Genomic DNA, 18,983 nt, shown 5'->3' with positions numbered 1-18,983 from the left:
CGCACGATTCACCTAATCTGGGCGAGTGAACCTGATCTTCCGCACCATCTTTCATCGTCTCCTCAGCCCGCGCCGATCGGCGTTGGGCGTCACCGATGTCGGAACCGTCTCGTTTCGGGTGCTGCCCACTGACATTGATGTGCTGCGGCACCTGAACAATGGTGTGTACTTCTCCATCATGGATATCGGCCGCATGGATCTGCTGATCCGCTCGGGCGGTTGGCAGAAGCTGTCGGCGAAGGGCTACTACCCGGTCATGGCCAACGAGACCATGAGTTTTCGCAAGTCACTCAACCTGTGGACGAAGTTCGACCTCGAGACCCGGGTTGTCGGCTACGACGAGAAAGCAGTTTTCGTTGAACAGCGTTTCGTCGTTGATGGTCAGATCTGCGCCCAGGCCATGACCCGTGCACGCTTCCTCAAACGTTCGGGCGGCACCGTGAGCGTTGCCGAACTGCTCGACACCATCGGATGGGATGCCCCGCAACCCGCCATGCCCGATTGGGTTCAGGAGTGGGCCAGCCACGTCGCGCTACCCGTCAGTCGCGTCGACGCCCCCAGCACCTGGGAGTAAGAGACTGATTCAGGGCTGCAGCCCAGCCCAACCCAGCCCAACCCAGCCCAGCTCTCTCCCTACTCCGGAGCGAACGACTGCACGACCTGCTCAAGCACCGCGCGGCACGCCACGATCGACGGCCGGCTGACACTCGACTCGCGTACCGAGGTGAACACGGTGCGGCGGGGGAGGCCCGGCATGGGGCGAAGCTCGACGGTGGGGGTGCGGCTGCCCCAGACAAGGCCGGGCAAAATGGCGGTGGCATGGCCCGATTCGACCAGCCGGATGTGGGCCTGAAGGTCGGCGGTTTCGAAGCGTACGTCGGGTTCGATTCCCGCTCGCCGGCACTGCTGTTCGGCCCAGTGGCGTGATGCGGTGCCGCGGGGTTCCATCACCCAGGAGCTGCCGGCGGCGTCGGCGAGGGTGGTGATGCCGCTGCCGGCGGGGGCGGCGAGGGAGAGCTCGTCGGCATAGAGGGGAATCATGTCGAGATCCTGATGCCGGGGGGCGGCGTGCCCGGGGTACTGTTCGGCGATCACGAGGTCGAATTCGCGGGTCCAGGTTTCGAAGAGGGCACTTTCGGGTTCGCGCTGGGTCATTTCGATGCGCAGTTGGGGGTAGTCGCGGTCGATCAGGCTGAGGGCTTGAGGGAGCACGCCGAGGGCGGCTGATTGAAAGACGGCGAGCCGCACGGTTCCGCGCACTTCTGTGAGGGAGGAGTGGATCTCTGCTTCCATCAGTTCGAGGCGTTCGAGGAGGGCAACGGTGTGTTCGACGAGCAGTTCTGCTTCGGGGGTGAGTTGCACTCGGCGACCCGCCTTAATGAGCAGTGGCACCCGCGCTTCCTCTTCAAGAAGGGCCAATTGTTGGGAGACAGCAGAGGGGGTGTAGCTGAGTGCGCTTGCCACAGCGGCGATGGTTCCCCGCAGTTTTAGCTCACGCAAAAGCCGTAGTCGTCGAACATCGAGCATGGGCGCTCCAATCGGTAACTAATTCTAACCGATACCATGCGCATTCCGTCGCTTTTGCTAAAGGCAGTCGGGGGTCACACTGAGAGTTCCAGCCATTTCCCGTTCGGAGGCCTATTCTCGTGAGCATGTCAACTCGTACCAGCAACATCGACGCGTCACACCAGCAGCTTGCCGACCAAACGATCACTACGGTGCGCCGGTGGCTGGCAGAAAGTGACGAATTCCCCGTCGATGTGAGCGCGACCCGCCTCGCCGGAGTACTGAAAGATCCCAAGGGTCTCGACTTCACGCTTGGCTTCATCGACACCGTGGTGCGCCCCGAAGACCTGCGGGTCGCCGGCCGCAACCTTGAACGACTCACCCACATGATTCCCGCGTTCCTGCCGTGGTATCTGCGGTTCGCAATTTTTCTCGGTGGCACCTTTGCCCCACTGCTGCCCTGGTTGATCGTTCCCATCGCCCGCAAAGTATTGCGCGGCATGGTCGGCCACCTCATCATTGATGCCACCCCCGCCAAGCTCGACAAAGCCCTCGTTCACCTGCGTCGTGACGGGGTAAACCTCAACCTCAACCTGCTCGGTGAAGCTGTACTCGGCGACGACGAAGCCGACAACCGTCTCGCCGGCACCCGCGCGCTGCTGCAGCGGGATGACGTGAACTACGTCTCCATCAAGGTGTCGTCAGTGGCGTCCCAACTTTCCATGTGGGCTTTCGATGAAACCGTCGAGCGGGTTGTTGAGCGTCTCACCCCGCTCTACCTGCTCGCGCTGCACGCCCCCGAGAAGAAGTTCATCAACCTCGACATGGAAGAGTTCAAAGACCTCCACCTCACCATCGCGGTGTTTGAGAAGCTGCTCGACCAGCCCGAACTGCTCGAACTCGAAGCCGGCATCGTGTTGCAGGCCTACCTGCCCGACGCTCTCGCCGCACTGCAGGGACTCACCGACTGGTCAATGGCTCGCCGCGCTCGCGGAGGTGCCAGCATTAAGGTGCGCGTGGTGAAGGGCGCCAACCTCGCCATGGAACACGTCGACGCCGTCACCCACCACTGGCCCATGGCCACCTGGGGATCCAAACAAGACAGTGACACCCACTACAAGCGTGTGCTCGACTGGGCGTTCACCCCTGAGCGTATGGATGCCGTGCGCATTGGCGTCGCCGGGCACAACCTCTTCGACATCGCTTTCGCCTGGCACCTCGCTCAAGAGCGTGGCGTCACCGATCGCATCGAATTCGAAATGCTGCTCGGAATGGCCACCGGCCAGGCCGAAGCAATCAAGAAAGACGTCGGCAGCCTGCTGCTCTACACGCCCGTCGTGCAGCCGAGCGAATTCGATTCCGCCATCAGCTACCTTGTTCGCCGCCTCGAAGAGAACGCAAGCACCGAGAACTTCATGTCGGGCCTGTTCGAACTCTCCACCAACGAGGACATCTTCGTGCGGGAGCAAGACCGGTTCTTGGCATCGCTGGCAAATCTCACTGAACCGTTTGAGACATCCAACCGCGTTCAAGACCGTTCAGAACCCGCCGCTCTGATCGGTGACCGCCCGTTCGATAACGTGGCTGACACCGACCCCGCCATCGGCGAAAACCGCGACTGGGGTCGCGCCATTCTGGCACGCAGCCGCGACTCGAAGCTCGGCATCGACTCGATCAAGGCGGGCGGTGTCAGCACAACCACGCAGCTGAACACCATCATTGAGACCACCACCGCTGCTGGCCGAAACTGGGGTGGCATGCCTGCCGCCGACCGCGCCGCAATCCTGCACCGTGCCGGCGACGAGATGGAAACCTCTCGTGCCCGACTCATCGAGATCATGGCCAACGAAGCAGGCAAGACCATCGCCGAAGGTGACGTTGAGGTTAGTGAAGCGATTGACTTCGCCCACTACTACGCCGAGCGTGCGCTCGACCTCGACACGATTGAGGACGCAAAGTTTGTGCCCTCGGCGCTCACCGTGGTGACCCCGCCGTGGAACTTCCCCGTCGCGATCCCCGCCGGCAGTGTGCTCTCCGCCCTTGCCGCCGGCAGTGGTGTCATCATCAAGCCCGCCAAGCTCTCACAGCGCAGCGCCGCCGTAATGGTCGAAGCGCTCTGGGAGGCCGGAGTTCCCCGCGAGGTGCTCGCACTCGTCGACCTGAAAGACCGCGAACTCGGTCGCGCCCTCGTGGCCGACCCTGCTGTTGACCGCGTCATCCTCACCGGCGCGTGGGAGACCGCAGCAATGTTCCGTTCCTGGCGTCGTGACCTGCCGATCTTGGCCGAGACCAGCGGCAAGAACTCGATCATCGTGACCCCCAGTGCTGACCTTGACCTTGCGGTGGCAGATGTCACCAAGAGTGCGTTCGGTCACGCCGGCCAGAAGTGCTCGGCTGCATCGCTTGTGATCCTGGTGGGATCTGTCGGAACCAGCGAACGCTTCGAACGCCAGTTGATCGACTCGGTGCGAACCCTGCGCGTCGGTCTTCCTCACGACCCGCTCACCATGATGGGCCCCATTGTGGAAGCCGCTCAGGGCAAGCTCCTGAGTGCCCTCACCACTCTCGCTCCCGGTGAGAGTTGGCTGGTGAAGCCCCGCCAGTTGGATGACGAAGGCAAGCAGTGGACGCCGGGCGTGCGCACCGGAGTTGTTCCCGGCAGCGAATTCCATCTGACCGAATACTTCGGCCCCGTGCTCGGCGTCATGCGTGCCAAGACCCTGGCCGAAGCGATCGAGATTCAGAATGCGGTGGATTACGGCCTTACGGCGGGCATCCACTCGCTTGATTCAACCGAGGTTGCTCGCTGGCTCGATGAAGTGCAGGCCGGAAACGTGTACGTGAACCGTGGGATCACCGGCGCCATTGTTCGCCGCCAGCCATTCGGTGGCTGGAAGCGTTCGAGGGTAGGCCGCAGCGCCAAAGCCGGTGGACCGAACTACCTGATGACGCTCGGCGAGTGGGAAGCTGTTGAGCAGCCCGCCGCACGGGACATCAAGGTTCGTGGGCTCAGCGACCAGGTGTCGTCGGTCGTCAAGAAGGCTCAGTCGGGCATGGAATTCGAAGAATTCGATCGCGTGCGCCGTGCCGCCGAAAGTGACCAGCGTGCCTGGGAAACCGAGTTCGGCATCAGCCGTGACGTGTCGGGTCTTGGTGTGGAGCGCAACGTGTTCCGCTACCGTCCGGTGCCGGTCACGATTCGCCTCTCTGAGGGTCAGCCCATGGGTCACCTTGTGCGTCTCATTGCCGGTGCCGCGCGCACTGGCTCGACGATCCACATCAGTTCTGCCGTGCCGCTGCCGTCGCTGCTCACCGAATTGCTCGAGTCGGGTAACGCCGCAGTATCGGTTGCCAGCTCCGTTGTGGAGTCGGATGCCCAGTGGCTTGAGCGGGCCGCCCGCGGTGAACTGAAGACGAGCCGCGTTCGCCTCATCGGTGGTTCGGCCATCGACCTGTCGGAGGCCGTTGAGGGTAACCCCGACGTCGCCATCTGGTCGGGCGAGGTCACCACCTCGGGCCGGGTTGAACTGCTGATCTTTGTGCACGAGCAGTCACTGTCGATTACCGCCCACCGCTTCGGGAACCCCGACCCGGCGATGGCAGCCCTCGAGGTTTAGCTGTCAACAACCCCGAAACGCACGCGGTAGAACGCACACCGCAGAACGCTAATCGGGTGAATGTGGTGGCCGTCGTTTAGCCTAGGAGGATGATTCCTTCACTAGCGCTCAACGACGGTCACAGTATTCCTCAGCTCGGGCTCGGAACGTGGCCCCTCAGCGATGCCGAAGTCGCTGTGGTTGTTCCAACCGCCATTGAGTTGGGCTACCGCCACATTGACACGGCGGCGAAGTACGGCAATGAAGCGGGCGTGGGCGAGGGCATCCGGCGCAGCGGCATTGACCGAAATGATCTTTTCATTACGACCAAGCTCGATGGCGCATTTCAGGGCGGAGACCGGGCCATTGAGGGCCTGCGGGGCTGCCTCGAGCGCCTCGATGTTGAGTTCGTTGATCTGCTGCTGATTCACTGGCCGCTGCCTAAGCGCGGCGAGTTTCTTTCGACCTGGCGCACTTTCGAGAAGCTGCAGGCCGAAGGATTTGCGCGCTCGATTGGCGTCTCCAACTTTAAGCCCGCTCACCTTGATGTGCTGGTGGATGCCGCGGCCACCGTTCCCGCGGTGAATCAGGTTGATCTTTCCCCGACGAATGCGCGGCTCGCCGATCGCGCCTACCATGACTCCCGCGGAATCGTTACGGAAGCGTGGAGTCCGATCAAAGATGTGCTCGACCAGCCGGTGCTGAACGAAATTGCCGCAAAGCACGAACGTTCGGCAGCGCAGATTGCTCTGCGCTGGCACGTGCAGAACGGGCTTGTGGCGATCCCCAAGTCGGCCAACCCCGAGAGGCTGGCCGAGAACATCGCGATTTTCGACTTCGAGCTCGACTCGCGAGACTTGGAAGCGATTGCCGCGCTCGATGTGCCGGGGTCTGGCGTCGACTCCGACGTGATCGGGCATTAGCGCATGGTTTTGGTTAGCGGGACAGGGCTGTTGTCACGAAACGCAGTGCTTCATCCGCGTTCACGCCGAGCTCTGCCGCTCGGTCAGCGTAGGCTCTGGCTTCAAGTTGGAGCAGCGCTGCGGCATCGCCAGGACGTGCTTTGACGACGGTGCCGTTGCGGCCGCGTGAGAGGAGAAAGCCGTCAGCTTCGAGTTCACGGTAGGCGCGGGCTACAGTGTTGGGTGCGATTCCGAGATCGCTGGCTAGTTGGCGAACGGTCGCCAGCTTGGTGCCAGCCAGTAGCTCACCGCTAGCGATCTGTGCGATCGCTTGAGCCTTAATCTGTTCGAATGGCGGCATGGACGCCGCGGTATCGATTTCGAACGTGACCGGACTTTCGGTGGGGGTGCGACGCCACGATTCAGCCATGCCTGATTCTCTCACATGCGCTTCTCGTGGCGGAGGTGGGCTGTTCGATCCGGTGTCTCATAACTAACGATGAGTACCTCTAAACGGGCGTTTAGTTATGAGACATAGTTGTAAGAATCTGCGACTCTTGGAACTTCAAGGTTTCGCAGTTTTCTTGCGTGCCGTAGGTGGGGCGTCTCGTGTCCCTAGGGATACGAGACAAGCCCGTCGTGCATACAACGCCCCTTCAAGGGGCTTAATGTCGGGACACCTATACGGGCACCTGCCTGCTCGGCGTGGACTCGACGCCAACACCGGTTCGAAAGCGCCCGGTGATCGTCCGGCTTACGGGCGGTGGTCGGGGAACTAAGAGTTCGGTGCTTTCACGAGGAGTGTGTCGCCCACCAGTTCCGCGTTGTCCCGCGAGAGTTGGCTCGGTGAGGATGCGAACTCGATGATCCGTCCGTCGGCTGTTGTGGCAGACAGCCCCGGTCCTGAGCAGAACACCAAATTATCGGCGTCGTCCGGGGGAACGTAGACGATGCATTCGATGTTCGAGTCAGTTTCGTTCGTGACCCAGTATTCGTTGCCCGCAGAATCCTCTCCGGCGTACCTGCTCGTGTTGGGGTCAACGTTCCCGTCTACCGTGGCGGGCAGTTCGTCAGCAGCAGTTCTCGCGCGATCGAAGATCGGAGACCCCGTCTGCGACGTCGGTTCAGAGCCTGGCACGCACGCAGTGAGAAAGAGTATTCCACCCAAAACGAGTCCTGCTGCGGTGAGGCGCCTCATGCGCTCACCATAGACAGGGCGAACCCACAAGTCCAGAACATGGCGCGCGGATTCGCAAAGAAACAAGGCATCGGCGTCTCGTAGTGAGTGGCCGAAGCGTGTGTGATGACATCAACGCATTCGGCGCTCCGCTTGTGACACCGTTCGAACTCCGGGATGCGGAGGCGAGGATTGCAGTCGAACTGCGTTGCTGAATATAGTTGAGCTAACCGAGAAGGGACCAACGATGTTCAAACGGTTTCTCAATTTGATGGGTCGGGTCGCTAAGCGCCTGGCATTCGTGTTTACCCAGTTAGGCGGAGCGGCCAACGGTGGCCGAAGCGCGGATCCCAGCGCTCGCTCACTCTACGAAGACCGCGAAGACTACCGACCGTAATAGGTTTCGCTTACGGGCGCCGCTGCCTTCTCGCGGCTCGAATCGGGTCCTACCGTTGTCTCGTAACCGAAGTGCCTCGAAACCCATGGGTTGAAAGACGTCCTACCGGAGGTCTGCTGGCCCGCAAGAGACGAAGGTTTCGTACTCCGGAATCTAAAACATTGTCCAGATGGGGACTGATGGTGAAGGGGACCTGCTACGAAAACGGACGTGGTGCCTCATAAGGCTTTTGCTCTTCCGAGACACCCGCAGAACGCACAGCTATACGGCAGTGGAGTCTCTAATCGCCCGCCGATACCGAAAGCTTTGATACGCGATCATTGCCAGCATCACGAACACCGCCGCGATGAGCAGGATGGGGCCGCCGACGCGGAGTGCGACGAACGGTGTCTCAAACAAAAACGCACCGAGAAGTTCCCCTCCCTCTTTCTCCCATATACCGGGTGTCAGATACCAGTTGCCCGGTGAAAAGAGGGTCTTGATCATTGCACTTCCCGATGAAAAGAGAACGAAAGTCACAACTAGGAATGGAAAGACTACTGCCGAACTGACCCGAATCGCGCGCCGATACCGTTGTGCTTTGGAGCCTGCCTCGGAGAAGATCTCGGCGTTCTCATCGCCGCCGGTGGAGGCGAAGTACTGATTTCCGCTGCTGCGAGACCCACTTAGATGCTGCCACCCAGCGTCCCAAAAGAGGGACCGGTAGTCGTCGAAGTCATCGGCGCTCATGCTCGGCCGATAATCGATGCGTACCACCGCTGATCCGGGCACGATCGGGGTGAATGAATACAACAGTCCAGCCTTCGCCAAAAGCTGACCTTTGGCGGCCATGCTGTTGAGCCACCTCTCTTCTTTGTCAAAATCGACGAAGAGTTTGAATACCTTCTTCATTTCTCTATCCCTCCTTGGGTCCGCTCAAAGACGCGCACGAGGTGCGCCATCCGCTCCGCGTCCTGCGCAAGCGTCTGATATCCGAGCTCGGTGATTTGGTAGACCTTGCGACGCGGATCAGCGTCCGCGACCCGCGTGATCAGCTTCTGCTTCACGAGGTTCTCGAGCGCGCCGTACAAAGTGCCAGGCGCCAGGCGTACAGCGTCATCGCTCATGGTCTCTACCCGGGCCATGATCGCGTACCCGTGCGCAGGCTGTATAAGGGCCAAAAGGATATAGGCAACCGTCTCAGTGAGTGGCAGTCGTGGGTTTCTCCGCAAGGCGTCCTCCTTATTCAGTCCAACTGTATAGCTAGTCGCTATACAGTGCAACTGAGTAGTGTCCCATCAGGCTCGCACGACCGGCCTTGTGTGCGCGCGAGGCGACGATTGCGTGAGGCGGAGCTTCGCCAGAAAACTCAGTCGGGCGGCTTGCATCTCGTGAAGCATGCGGAGCCGCTTGCACCTACGGCGGAACGGCTCGAATGACGGGTTTACCGTATTCCAGACCGTCTTGCATCCCTCGGGTTGTGAGACGCCTCGAATTCGATCGGGGTCTCAGCTGGTCGGATAGCGGGAGTCGCGAGCGTAATCCTCTTGGCGAAGGTCGAGTGCGGCTCTCACCTGAGCTGGGGCGTCGTCACCCACGAGTACGCGAAGGCGGGGGTCCTTGGTCGCTGAGACGCGGGCGAGGATCGCTGAGGCTGCACTCTCCGGCGTTGTACCGTTGCCTGGCTCGCTCTTCGGCCACGGAACCTCTGCGGTGCCGAACAACTCGGTTCGCAGGCTGTCGTAGGCGTTCGTTGGTGAGCTGAACCGCATGCTTCCGCCAGCCCAGTCGGTGTCGAGTGCGCCGGGCTCGATGAGGGAGACGCGGATGCCGAATTGCTGCACCTCCGCTGCCATCGCCTCGCTGAATGCTTCTAGACCCCATTTTGTGGAGTTGTAGAGGCCAAGCAGCGGCCTCGTACCCACGGCTCCCACAGTCGATATCTGAACGATGTGCCCGACTCCCTGACCGCGCATGACCGGGATAACTGCTTGGCTCAGCCACAGCGGACCGAGCAAGTTTGTGTCGATGATCGCGCGGGCATCCTCTTCGGACACCTCCTCAACTGCGCCGATCAGGCCATAGCCGGCGTTGTTCACGAGCACATCGATTCGGCCGAGACGAGCCACAGCCAGCTCCGCGGCCTCGTGCGCCGCGCGACGGTCCCGAACGTCGAGGGTTTGCACCGTAAGACGCTCGTGCTTGGGGAGCGAGTGCGTACCCCTCACAGTCGCGTCCACGGAATGTCCCGCGTCGAGAGCGGCCAAGGTCAATGCGCGGCCGAGGCCACGGTTGCCTCCGGTGATCATCCATGTTTGCGGTGAAATCATGCCGCCATCGTATCTTAAACTGGACGCACCGTCTCATCTTACCAACTATGGTTCTTGTATGGCTCGTCAACAAACTCGCAAGAAAGTACACGAGGCCGTGCTGTCGCTGGCTCATGAGACCCCGGCTGGCACGATCACGATGGAAGGAATAGCAGCGCGGGCAGGCGTCAGTAAGCAGACCCTCTATCGGACCTGGCCATCGACGGGGGCGATACTCTTCGACGCCCTCCTCGCCCGCAGCATGACTGAGGATGGCACTGTCGAAGTGCCAAACTCGGGCGATCTCGCCGCAGATCTAGAACTACTGGCGACGGCGACGATTGCTGAGCTGACCGACACGACCCACGAGCCTATGCTGCGAGCCATCACGGCCCAGATGCAATCCGACGACGGTCTCGCGGCGCAGTTCCGCGAGAGACTTCTCACCCCCCAGCTCGCTGGCATATCCGATCGCTTCCGGCGCGAAAACGTGCCCGACCCCTACGGCATCGCTGAGCTATTCGTCGGTCCGATCTTCCACCGCTGGCTGCTTCGGACTCACCCGTTCGACTCGGAGTGGGTGACCGCCCATGTGGCCCGCACGCTGCGCGCAGCGGCCTTTAAGTGACATACCCGAAAACGGTCGCTATCGGTGATGAGATTGCCGTCAGTTCGATTGGCTCCCAATTGTGCGGCTTCGTTTTCCAGCAGGATTATTGAAGCGCAACATTTCACAAATTGACGCAATTAACCGGCGTCGAGAGCCCGCAGAAGACCTGCACGCGAGACGCCTCGAAACTCATGGGATGCAACACAGCCGCTGCGGGTCGTCGTCAACGTGGGCAGGGCGAGACGCCTCAAAACCTAGGGTTATGAGACCCGAGCATCGGGTTGCTCGCGATTCGAAACGTGGTGCGTGGGCATGATGATGTGACAGATCTCGGCGTCCGTGCACCGGGCAGGAACAAGCTGCTTACTGCGCACGATAAGGCCTTCCAGTTCTCCCTCCAAGGCGGCGAGCTCCTCTTGTCGTGTCCGAACCTCATTGAGTTTTGTCGAAAGTAGCTCGCTGACGTGGGCGCAGGGGTTGACGCCGTCGCTGCGTAGGTCGAGTATGGCCTTGATTTCTAACAGTGTTAGCCCCGCACCTTGCCCGCTTCGGATGAACTGGAGCTGGCTAACGATCGCGGCGTCATAGGTGCGGTACCCGTTAGAGCCACGCTGAGGTCGAGGAAGCAGACCTTGGCGCTCGTAGAAACGGATGGTCTGGGTGGGGAGGCCCACCTCCGAAGCTACTTCTCCGATACGCATCCCCTCATCCTAAGAGCTTGACCTTATACCGAGGATCAAGCTCTACAGTGATGCCTATGGATGTAACACTTCTCTATTTCACCGGGTGCCCGAACTGGAAAGTCGCGGACGAACGATTGAACCTTCTGGCGAGCGAGCGCCCGGACATTAACGTGACCTATCAGTTGGTCGAAACACCGGAGCACGCCGACCGAGTCGGTTTTTTCGGCTCACCGAGTATCCACGTAGACGGCGTCGATCTCTTCGCCGAGCCCGGCTCGCAGGCGGGTTTGACTTGTCGTCGGTACCTGACGCCGAGCGGGTTCGAGGGCGCACCAACACTTGAGCAGCTACGCACAGCACTCGCCGATGCATAACCCGGTCGCCCTGGGCACAGCGGAATCTGCCGCAGAAACACCAGTGACCGAGGATTACGATCTGATGGTCATCGGGGCTGGCATGGCGGGCATCGCCGCCGCAAAGAAATGTGCCGCCGAAGGCTGGCGAGTCGCTATTGTCGACTCCCTTCCCTACGGGGGAACGTGCGCGTTGCGGGGTTGCGACCCGAAGAAAATTCTGCGTCGTGGTGCTGAGATCATCGACAGTGCCCGCCTCATGCGAGGCAAGGGCATCGACGATGCAGGGCTGACGATGAACTGGCCGGACCTCATGGCGCACAAGCACGGCTTCACCGACCCTGTTCCCCAGAGCATGGAATCTGGCCTCGACCGCGCCGGCGTCGACACGCTCCACGGGCACGCACGGTTTGTCGGAACACACCAGATCGATATCGACGGCACCCGGTATCAGGCCGAGCGCTTCCTGATCGCGACCGGCGCGAGACCGCGACCGCTGAACTTTCCCGGTTTCGAGCACCTCATCGACAGCACCGATTTCCTTGAACTAGATGCCCTCCCCCCACGAATATTGTTTGTTGGTGGCGGCTTTATCTCCTTCGAGTTCGCGCACCTCGTCGCACGTGCCGGAAGCACGGCACGAATCATCGACCGCGGGGCACGCCCTTTGAAGAGCTTCGACCCGGATCTTGTCGAGCTGCTTGTCGACCGCGGCCGTGAGGTCGGTATTGAATTGCGCCGCAGCACCCAGATCGCGGATGTGAAGCAGACCGGTGATGGTTACCAGGTCACTCTTGAACATGACGGCATTGAGGAAACAGTAGAAGCAGACCTCGTAGTTCACGGTGCCGGACGCATCGCCGACCTCGCCGCACTGGGGCTGGAATCAGCCGGCATCGAATGGAGCGAGCGCGGGGTTCGTGTGGGAGCGCACCTTCAGAGCACGTCGAACCCCGCAGTGTGGGCGGCCGGCGACTCAGCAGACACCGCCGGACTGCCCCTGACTCCGGTCGCCGTCTCCGAAGCTAAAGTGGCGGCATCGAACATGATTAAAGGGACCACCACTGCGCCTGATTACGCCGGTATCCCTACCGTCGTCTTCACCATCCCTGAACTCGTCCGTGTAGGCCTGCTGGAATCAGAGGCCACCGAGCAGGGCATCGATTTAACAGTTCGCTACTCCGACACCAGTGGCTGGTACTCCAACTATCGGATCGGCGAGAGCACCGCGACGGCGAAAGTCCTCATCGACAGATCGAATGACCTCATCGTCGGTGCCCACCTGCTGGGGCCCGAATACAGCGAACTGGTAAACACGTTCGGCTTGGCCATAAAGCTCGGGATTACGACGCGGCAACTCAAATCAACCACCGCTGCATACCCGACAATCGGATCTGACCTCGGCTCCATGCTCTAGAAACTTCACCAAGTTAAGCGATTCGTTCGCACGGATGACGAGTTCGTTGCCGCTATCGAAGATGAGCACGACAGCGTCGAGCAGTCTTCCCTGAGTGTCGAATCTCAGCCGGAGTTGGCGCGCGGGTGAATCGTCATCGAGGTCTTCGACCCAGAGCGACGAAGTGGCCGCCTTGATGACATCTTCCGACAGGATGCCGTTTTTTCGCGCAGAATCGTGCACGTTTACGCGACGTAGGAAGTCAATGCGTCGCGGATAGCCTCTGACCTGGTCTTGCTCTCGCGCGCGGCCCGTGCGTCGATTACACGATCGCGAGCAGGACGTGGGAGCTTCCTTACTTGCCGAGCCGCGGCCGCGGTAAACTCGACTCGATAGCTCACGAAGCGAGGTCGGCGCGAAGATCATCAACCGTCACGCGAGTGCCATCATCGGAAGCATTTGCCTCGCGATATGCGGCAACGTCCTGCGCCATCTCGAATGCTTCGAGAGCTTCCAAGTCAGCCACGCTGATTACGACGGCGGCGAGCTTGCCGTTGCGGGTCACGCCGATGCGCTCACCCCCGTACATTGCACGGCCGAGCACATCGGAGAGCTGGCTTCGCAGTTCACGCGTCGAGATTTTGTTCGTCACGGTATCCATGACAATTAGTGTACGCCTAGTTCAACTGTGTACACACTGTATCTGTCGGGGTTAGAGTTGCAGGGACGTAGCGATTAGCGTCATCGCCGAATGCACCACAGGAGGTTGGCACCCATGAAGCGAAGTCTTCCGCGCTTCCTAGTCTTTTTCACGGTCACGGTTGTCGCCGGTGCGGCCCTGATCCTAATCGTGCCGAGAGCTTTTGATCCCGATGCGTCTCTTCATGCGTGGATCCCGATTGCACTCTCTGTGCTCTTCGCGGTTGGTGCGTTCTTTGCTTGGCGGGTTCGACCACATCTTGCGGGCCCGGATCAGCTAGTTCCAACACCTGAGGAAAAGAGACCATGACCTCGCGAACTCAAAGAGTTTCACTATTTCTCGTCGCCCTGTTGGCTCTTAGCGGCTGTGCCGCCCAGGGTGGCACCGATTACGTGGACGTACCCGCGGCGATGCCCGGGGGAGCAATCGAGTTGGCGGTATCGGAGACATGCGTTGAGGGGTCAGACCCTGACTGCATTTTAGTCAACGACCAATATGTTCTGAAGCCCACAGCGTTTGAGCGGGCGTCGGTGGAAGACGCCGCGGTTGCTGAAGCTGGTGGGCAAAACGCCGTTGATGTGACGTTTACGGATGAGGGGGCGGTAGTCCTTAATGCGCTCACAGAAGAAGCAGCGGGAGCCGGGGAACCCGCACGATTGGTCATGAAAATAGGTCCGGAGATTCGGTCCGCGGTATTCGTGGCGGAACCGCTAATCGGCAACCAAATAATGATTGCTCTCTCGCCCGACGACAACGCTCAAGAAACTGTCGACCTGATCAATGGGGGCTAACCGGCGATGAGACACTGGAACAAATTTGTAAGAACTGGGCTATTAATTGTGGCAGTGACCGCAGCTTTGACCGCGTGCAGCAGCGTCGGCGATCTCACCATCAGCAACGAAAGCTCTTCCGACGTGACCGTCACGACCGGGGACGATGAGATTATTGTCTCAGCAGGGGGAGGCGCCAGCATCCTCGGATCGGGCTGCACCCCGGGCGACGTCACCGTGGAGTTCACGTCAGGCGAGAAGTTTGTGGTCGCCGGGCCCGTTTGCCCTGAGGAGCAAATCGTAGTCCGAAACGGCAAGGCCGAATTGCAGCCCTCCTCTTAGGCAGCGCCACTACCGCGTGCGGCTACTTCGAAAATGGTCTCAAGACCGTCTTCTTCGTCCCACTGTTCACCGACTTCTGTGAAGCCGTAACCGTCAACCAGGGATCGCGACGGATGATTTTCTGGACTGATGGTGGCTCGAACGATCTGCACGTCCGCACTGGCGCTGGCTACCGAAAGCAGAGTTTCGAGAGCCCGCCTCGCATACCCCCTCCTTCGATATTCCGGAGCGATCCTGTAGCCAACTTCGACCATCCCGGCACCATCCGGTGCTCCATGAAATCCGGCTATCCCAACAGCACCATCGACGCCGGGCACAATGATCAATCGGGTGACCCAGGGCGCGTCCGACGGGGTATCGACAATTTGTTCGCTTCTCATGCGCCAGAGCCCGATGCACTCCACGCCCGCAAGGTACGGCGTGATGAGGGAGGAGTGTGCATCATCGACAGCTTCTCCGCGGGCCAGTGCGTTGAGGACAAGTTTCGGAATCGCTACTAGCTGCATCTGCTGTGATTGCGGGTGCGTCCACGGGTGCATGGTCATTGTCATCTACGCCATTCTGACAGGCGCTGCTAAGACAGCGAGTAGCGAATATCCGCTTGAGTGCGGGGAGAGAACTGATCGTGAAAGTCACGTTCATTCGGAATCCATACATCGCGCCAAAGCACTCCGTGATTTCGTCCTAGTTTCTCGTCTCTTTCCATGCCGCGTCGAGCCGCTGTTTGCAGATCAACGTCGCACCAGATAGTGAGATCAATAAACGGAAGCGCTTCAGCGTGAAAAAGCCCGATGAGATCGACCACGAGAATTTGTGCGACCGGGAGCGGTTCTGGGGTTCCGAGTTGCCTCTGGCTCCAGTCATAGCGTCGAAATGTGCTCGGTCGTCCCTCGCGCCTGGGCGCCAACACTTCTGATGCGAGTCGTAACCGTTCCACCCCATCCCAGTCCGACGAACGCCGGTGGGAGCGGACGGGGTCCAAGAAATCGTCGCCCCGCATCCGCTTCGAATCAGGAACGGCAGCAACAAGCTGTCGGGTGAGAGTGGATTTGCCGGAGCCGCAATAGCCGGATATTCCCACAATGGTCCGGGGTCCGGTCTTTCGGCGCTGGGCGTCGATCTGGCCGATGAGTCCATCTAGCGTCACAGCACGAGCGTAGAGGATTTTACCGACGCTCTTGGAGATGGACAATGAGCACGCCCAGAAGCGTGAACACCCCGAGCACCGTCGCGAAGATTGCAGCGAGCAGAATGGCGGCGTCACCGGGAAGCATGGAGCAGGGTGACGGGTTGTCATCGTAGTCACAGGTGCGCCACGGTTAAAACAGGTAGACCACGGCCGTGATGAAACCGCCGACAGTCATGACCGCGCCGATAATGAGCAGAACGGTACTGGGCCTCTTTGCTTTTATGGCGTGAGCTTATCCCAATTGTGCAATAACTGACACTCACTCAGATCAACCGATGAAACCGCTTCATCGAGCAGTACTGTCGATCCTATGGAGAACAACGCAGCGGAGATCCGCCGTCGGGTGGGTCGTTGGATCGTGATCGCTGGGGCGATGCTCTGGGCCATAAGTTTGGTGATAGTCGTAGTCGTGTCGCCGCAGGGCGCGGTAGTGTCGTCAGATCCGGGCGCGAAATCGATTGCCCACTGGATAAGGCTGCTTCCCTCGGCGGTCGGCATCGCACTGGTGCTTCTGCTTCCGCGCCCCGCACCGCCTCGCCCCGCAACCGTAGGCGAACGACGCCCATTCACGATCACCACTTTCGCCTTAGTCTCATTGGCTGTCGTTTTTCCGCTGGCTGCGGCGAACATTCCGCTCGAGGGGGAGCTCTACGTTCTTGGCAAGCTCGTCTTGTTCATGGTCATCCCCGGGGTGCTTCTTCTTCTCGCCCGACGTAGCGTGAAGATTCAGTGGAATCGGCAACCCTCAAGATGGTGGGCACCTGCGATTGTGGTTGTTGTCTGGACAGTGCTGTCTCAGATCGCGCCGTGGAACCCCCGGTTCGAAATAGCCGGCCTGGATCCGAACTTTGTGATGGTCGCTGCGGTGGCGACAGCGCTCACGGCGGGTGTTGGGGAGGAGCTTTTCTACCGGCGTTGGCTTCAGACCCGCCTCGAAGCGGGATTGGGTGCGTGGCCGGGCATCGTCGCCGCGTCTCTAGCGTTTGCGCTTATGCACCTCGCCTCGCGCGGAACCGGAGACATCGTGTTTGATGTCGCCCGAGTAATCGTCGCGCAGGGTTCCTTCGGCCTGTTCTTGGGGGTGATGTGGTGGCGTTACCGCAACCTCACAGCAATCATCATCATCCACATCTTTACGAATGGATGGCCTGTAGCGGCCGCGTTGCTTCGCAACTGAGTTGGCATCCAGGCTCTACCGGCTCCGCTCGGCTCCACTCGGCTCGGCTCGGGTTGGCCATGCTCAACTCTCAACGAAAACAGGGCGGGCCGGATGCCGAAGCACCCGACCCGCCCTGTTGGGTTCAGAAGGTCAGACCCTACTTCTCCCAACCCGTGTTCTCGACGGGCTGCACACCGAAGAGGTCCAGGCCAACGTAAGGCTCAGGCGTGAGGTTCGCGAGACCTTCCTTGACGGTCCAGATTTCTGGTCCGTTATACATCGGGAAGATACCCCAAGTTTCGGCAAAGATCTCGGCCTCGAGCTTCATCGCCTCGGCCGTCTGCGCCTCGGGGTCAGCGATCGTCTCGAGCTGGTCTTGGATCTTCGTGTCGATCTCGGGGGTTCCCGTTCCTGAAAGGTTTAGCCCGCTATCGGAGCAGTAAATCTGGCAGAACCACGCCGCACCGAAAGGATCAGACGCAGTGAAGCGTAGCGAGAAAATGTCCCAGTTCTTCGTGGAGTAGTCCGTCGAGAAGTCCTGAGGCGAACGCGTGTCGATGGTGACATCAAAACCGGCGGCCTTCAGCTGCTGCTGCAAAGCCTTGGCGCTAGCCTCCTGCACGGGGTCATCGCTGAAGATCGGGTAGGTCACCGCAAGTGCGACGCCATCCTTCTCGCGAATTCCGTCCTCGCCCTCGACCCAGCCAGCCTCGTCAAGCAGTCCCTTTGCACCTTCAAGATCAAACTTGTAGCCAGCCTCTTCGAGCGCGTTGACGTAGCCAGGCTGGAAGGAGTAGAGCGTGAACGAACCAGCAGGATCCTCTTCGTAGTTCAGACCGTTCCACACGACCTTCTTCTGCTGCTCCACATCAATCGCCATGAAGAATGCTTTGCGAACATTGATGTCCTGAAACTGTGGCTTGTCGGCATCAACCTGCAGAAGAGTATTAGCCGTCTGCTGAGCGCGGTAAGTTACGACACTATCCATATCCTTGACCTGCTCGAGGCGGTCCTTAGTGTTGGTGCTCGCCATGTCGATCTCGCCGTTCTTAAAAGCGTTAATCGATGCTGCGCGGTCCAGCTGACGGAAGGTCACCTTGTCAAGCAGTGGCTTCTCGCCCCACCAGTTTTCGTTGGGCTCAAACACCACGGTTCCGCCGTTGATGTCGAAGTTGCTGAGCTTGTAAGGCCCGGCACCCCACTCAGCATGTGGCTCGTCAATGAAGCCTTCGTTGAAGATTTCGGGCGTGTTCACATTGGGGTTAAGCACAGTGGTGAAGAGCATCTGGGGCCACGCAAATTCGGCCTTGAATGTGACGACAGCCTGCTTATCTGTCTCACCCTTGGTGACCGACTCGATCTCCTTATAGCCGTCGGTGGCATTGGGGCTGTAACCCTCTTCGTAGGAACGGTTGGCGATCCAGGTTGCTTCGAACGCTTTCCAGTCGATGGGTGAGCCATCGTTCCAGACGGCGTCGTCGTTAATGGTGAAGTTCACAAACGTCTTGCCGTCCGCGACACCGAAGTCCCACTCGTCGAGGTAGGCATCGTTCTTGTAGGCTGTGCCGTCCTCTTCCATAAGCAGAATTTGTGGTGTGTACCACGTAGCGAGGCGCGAGGTGTCTGCGCTTGCGTCACCGTTGAGGGGGTTCATCTGCGGGGTAATTTCCGTGATCGGGAAGACCACCTCGCCGCCCTCCTGAAGGTTCTCGCGTGGTTGGGGATTGTAGTCAGCGGCCGAAACAGCAATGGCATCTCCGCCATCGTCGCCGGGGCCACCTCCCGCGGCGCAACCGCTGATACCGAGGGTGAGAACACCACCCAGTGCAATAATTCCAAGCAGCTTTCTGTGCTGATTCATACCGTTCCTTACTTTGTGGGTTTGGATGTGGGAAGACTAACTCTGGCTCAGAAT

General features: G+C 60.0%; 20 protein-coding genes. 9 read left to right on the top strand and 11 right to left on the bottom strand.

Annotated elements, in window-relative coordinates; translation table 11 throughout:
- Positions 1-25: 25 nt before the first annotated feature.
- Positions 26-574 carry an acyl-CoA thioesterase gene (locus tag FB472_RS07285; RefSeq protein WP_141990338.1) on the top strand — a complete coding sequence of 183 codons (549 nt, stop codon included), beginning with the start codon at positions 26-28 and terminating at the stop codon, positions 572-574.
- Between the two features lie 59 nt (positions 575-633).
- Here FB472_RS07285 and FB472_RS07280 read toward each other — a convergent pair whose 3' ends face one another.
- Positions 634-1,527 carry a LysR family transcriptional regulator gene (locus FB472_RS07280; RefSeq protein ID WP_021810422.1) on the bottom strand — a complete coding sequence of 298 codons (894 nt, stop codon included), beginning with the start codon at positions 1,525-1,527 and terminating at the stop codon, positions 634-636.
- Between the two features lie 125 nt (positions 1,528-1,652).
- On the opposite strand from FB472_RS07280, the gene FB472_RS07275 reads away from it, so the two are divergent.
- Complete coding sequence (locus tag FB472_RS07275; protein ID WP_141990337.1) at positions 1,653-5,123, top strand: bifunctional proline dehydrogenase/L-glutamate gamma-semialdehyde dehydrogenase; 3,471 nt, start codon at positions 1,653-1,655, stop codon at positions 5,121-5,123.
- 89 nt (positions 5,124-5,212) lie between these two features.
- Entirely contained in the window at positions 5,213-6,025 is an 813-nt protein-coding gene (locus FB472_RS07270; RefSeq protein ID WP_141990336.1) for an aldo/keto reductase, read from the top strand.
- A gap of 13 nt (positions 6,026-6,038) precedes the next feature.
- Here FB472_RS07270 and FB472_RS07265 read toward each other — a convergent pair whose 3' ends face one another.
- The 5 genes from FB472_RS07265 to FB472_RS07245 all read right to left on the bottom strand — a co-directional run bounded on the left by FB472_RS07265 (position 6,039) and on the right by FB472_RS07245 (position 9,887).
- On the bottom strand, positions 6,039-6,434 hold the full coding sequence (locus FB472_RS07265) for a GntR family transcriptional regulator (RefSeq protein ID WP_141990335.1): 396 nt from the start codon (positions 6,432-6,434) through the stop codon (positions 6,039-6,041).
- Positions 6,435-6,779: 345 nt separating this feature from the next.
- A complete protein-coding gene (locus FB472_RS07260) occupies positions 6,780-7,202 on the bottom strand; it encodes a hypothetical protein (RefSeq protein WP_141990334.1) in 423 nt (140 codons plus the stop codon).
- 637 nt (positions 7,203-7,839) lie between these two features.
- Complete coding sequence (locus tag FB472_RS07255; RefSeq protein ID WP_141990333.1) at positions 7,840-8,469, bottom strand: DUF2812 domain-containing protein; 630 nt, start codon at positions 8,467-8,469, stop codon at positions 7,840-7,842.
- On the bottom strand, positions 8,466-8,738 hold the full coding sequence (locus tag FB472_RS07250) for a PadR family transcriptional regulator (protein ID WP_281283327.1): 273 nt from the start codon (positions 8,736-8,738) through the stop codon (positions 8,466-8,468). The genes FB472_RS07255 and FB472_RS07250 overlap by 4 nt, the downstream gene beginning before the upstream one ends.
- 327 nt (positions 8,739-9,065) lie before the next feature.
- A complete protein-coding gene (locus tag FB472_RS07245) occupies positions 9,066-9,887 on the bottom strand; it encodes an SDR family NAD(P)-dependent oxidoreductase (RefSeq protein WP_246078127.1) in 822 nt (273 codons plus the stop codon).
- A gap of 58 nt (positions 9,888-9,945) precedes the next feature.
- Between FB472_RS07245 and FB472_RS07240 the strand changes: the two genes are divergently transcribed.
- Positions 9,946-10,494 (top strand): TetR/AcrR family transcriptional regulator, encoded by a 549-nt coding sequence (locus FB472_RS07240; protein ID WP_141990331.1) that lies wholly within the window; start codon positions 9,946-9,948, stop codon positions 10,492-10,494.
- Between the two features lie 242 nt (positions 10,495-10,736).
- On the opposite strand, the gene FB472_RS07235 is transcribed toward FB472_RS07240, so the two are convergent.
- Positions 10,737-11,177, bottom strand: a complete 441-nt coding sequence (locus FB472_RS07235) for a heavy metal-responsive transcriptional regulator (protein ID WP_141990330.1) — start codon at positions 11,175-11,177, stop codon at positions 10,737-10,739.
- Between the two features lie 56 nt (positions 11,178-11,233).
- Between FB472_RS07235 and FB472_RS07230 the strand changes: the two genes are divergently transcribed.
- Together FB472_RS07230 and FB472_RS07225 are read left to right on the top strand one after the other, a co-directional pair.
- Complete coding sequence (locus FB472_RS07230; protein ID WP_141990329.1) at positions 11,234-11,533, top strand: thioredoxin family protein; 300 nt, start codon at positions 11,234-11,236, stop codon at positions 11,531-11,533.
- Positions 11,526-12,929 carry a dihydrolipoyl dehydrogenase family protein gene (locus FB472_RS07225; protein WP_246078126.1) on the top strand — a complete coding sequence of 468 codons (1,404 nt, stop codon included), beginning with the start codon at positions 11,526-11,528 and terminating at the stop codon, positions 12,927-12,929. Before FB472_RS07230 ends, FB472_RS07225 begins: the two co-directional genes overlap by 8 nt.
- A 376-nt stretch (positions 12,930-13,305) precedes the next feature.
- Here the strand turns inward: FB472_RS07225 and FB472_RS07210 are convergent, their stop codons facing one another.
- Positions 13,306-13,569 carry a type II toxin-antitoxin system Phd/YefM family antitoxin gene (locus FB472_RS07210; protein WP_141990328.1) on the bottom strand — a complete coding sequence of 88 codons (264 nt, stop codon included), beginning with the start codon at positions 13,567-13,569 and terminating at the stop codon, positions 13,306-13,308.
- Positions 13,570-13,913: 344 nt separating this feature from the next.
- Between FB472_RS07210 and FB472_RS07205 the strand changes: the two genes are divergently transcribed.
- Together FB472_RS07205 and FB472_RS07200 are read left to right on the top strand one after the other, a co-directional pair.
- Entirely contained in the window at positions 13,914-14,399 is a 486-nt protein-coding gene (locus tag FB472_RS07205; RefSeq protein WP_141990327.1) for a hypothetical protein, read from the top strand.
- Between the two features lie 54 nt (positions 14,400-14,453).
- On the top strand, positions 14,454-14,720 hold the full coding sequence (locus tag FB472_RS07200; protein ID WP_141990326.1) for a hypothetical protein: 267 nt from the start codon (positions 14,454-14,456) through the stop codon (positions 14,718-14,720).
- Here the strand turns inward: FB472_RS07200 and FB472_RS07195 are convergent.
- The gene (locus FB472_RS07195; RefSeq protein WP_141990325.1) at positions 14,717-15,271 is read right to left on the bottom strand and encodes a GNAT family N-acetyltransferase; all 555 of its coding nucleotides are present in this window, start codon (positions 15,269-15,271) and stop codon (positions 14,717-14,719) included. The two genes, FB472_RS07200 and FB472_RS07195, sit on opposite strands and share 4 nt — an antisense overlap.
- Before the next feature lie 23 nt (positions 15,272-15,294).
- Entirely contained in the window at positions 15,295-15,867 is a 573-nt protein-coding gene (locus tag FB472_RS07190; protein WP_246078125.1) for a uridine kinase family protein, read from the bottom strand.
- A gap of 352 nt (positions 15,868-16,219) precedes the next feature.
- Here FB472_RS07190 and FB472_RS07185 point away from each other — a divergent pair, with 352 nt between their 5' ends.
- Positions 16,220-17,086, top strand: a complete 867-nt coding sequence (locus FB472_RS07185; RefSeq protein WP_246078123.1) for a CPBP family intramembrane glutamic endopeptidase — start codon at positions 16,220-16,222, stop codon at positions 17,084-17,086.
- Between the two features lie 139 nt (positions 17,087-17,225).
- On the opposite strand, the gene FB472_RS07180 is transcribed toward FB472_RS07185, so the two are convergent.
- A complete protein-coding gene (locus tag FB472_RS07180; RefSeq protein WP_141990324.1) occupies positions 17,226-18,929 on the bottom strand; it encodes an ABC transporter family substrate-binding protein in 1,704 nt (567 codons plus the stop codon).
- Between the last annotated feature and the right edge of the window lie 54 nt (positions 18,930-18,983).

Origin of the sequence: Rhodoglobus vestalii, assembly GCF_006788895.1 — a bacterium.
Classification (GTDB): Bacteria; Actinomycetota; Actinomycetes; order Actinomycetales; family Microbacteriaceae; genus Rhodoglobus; species Rhodoglobus vestalii.
This window is presented reverse-complemented; position numbering and strand designations above follow the sequence as displayed.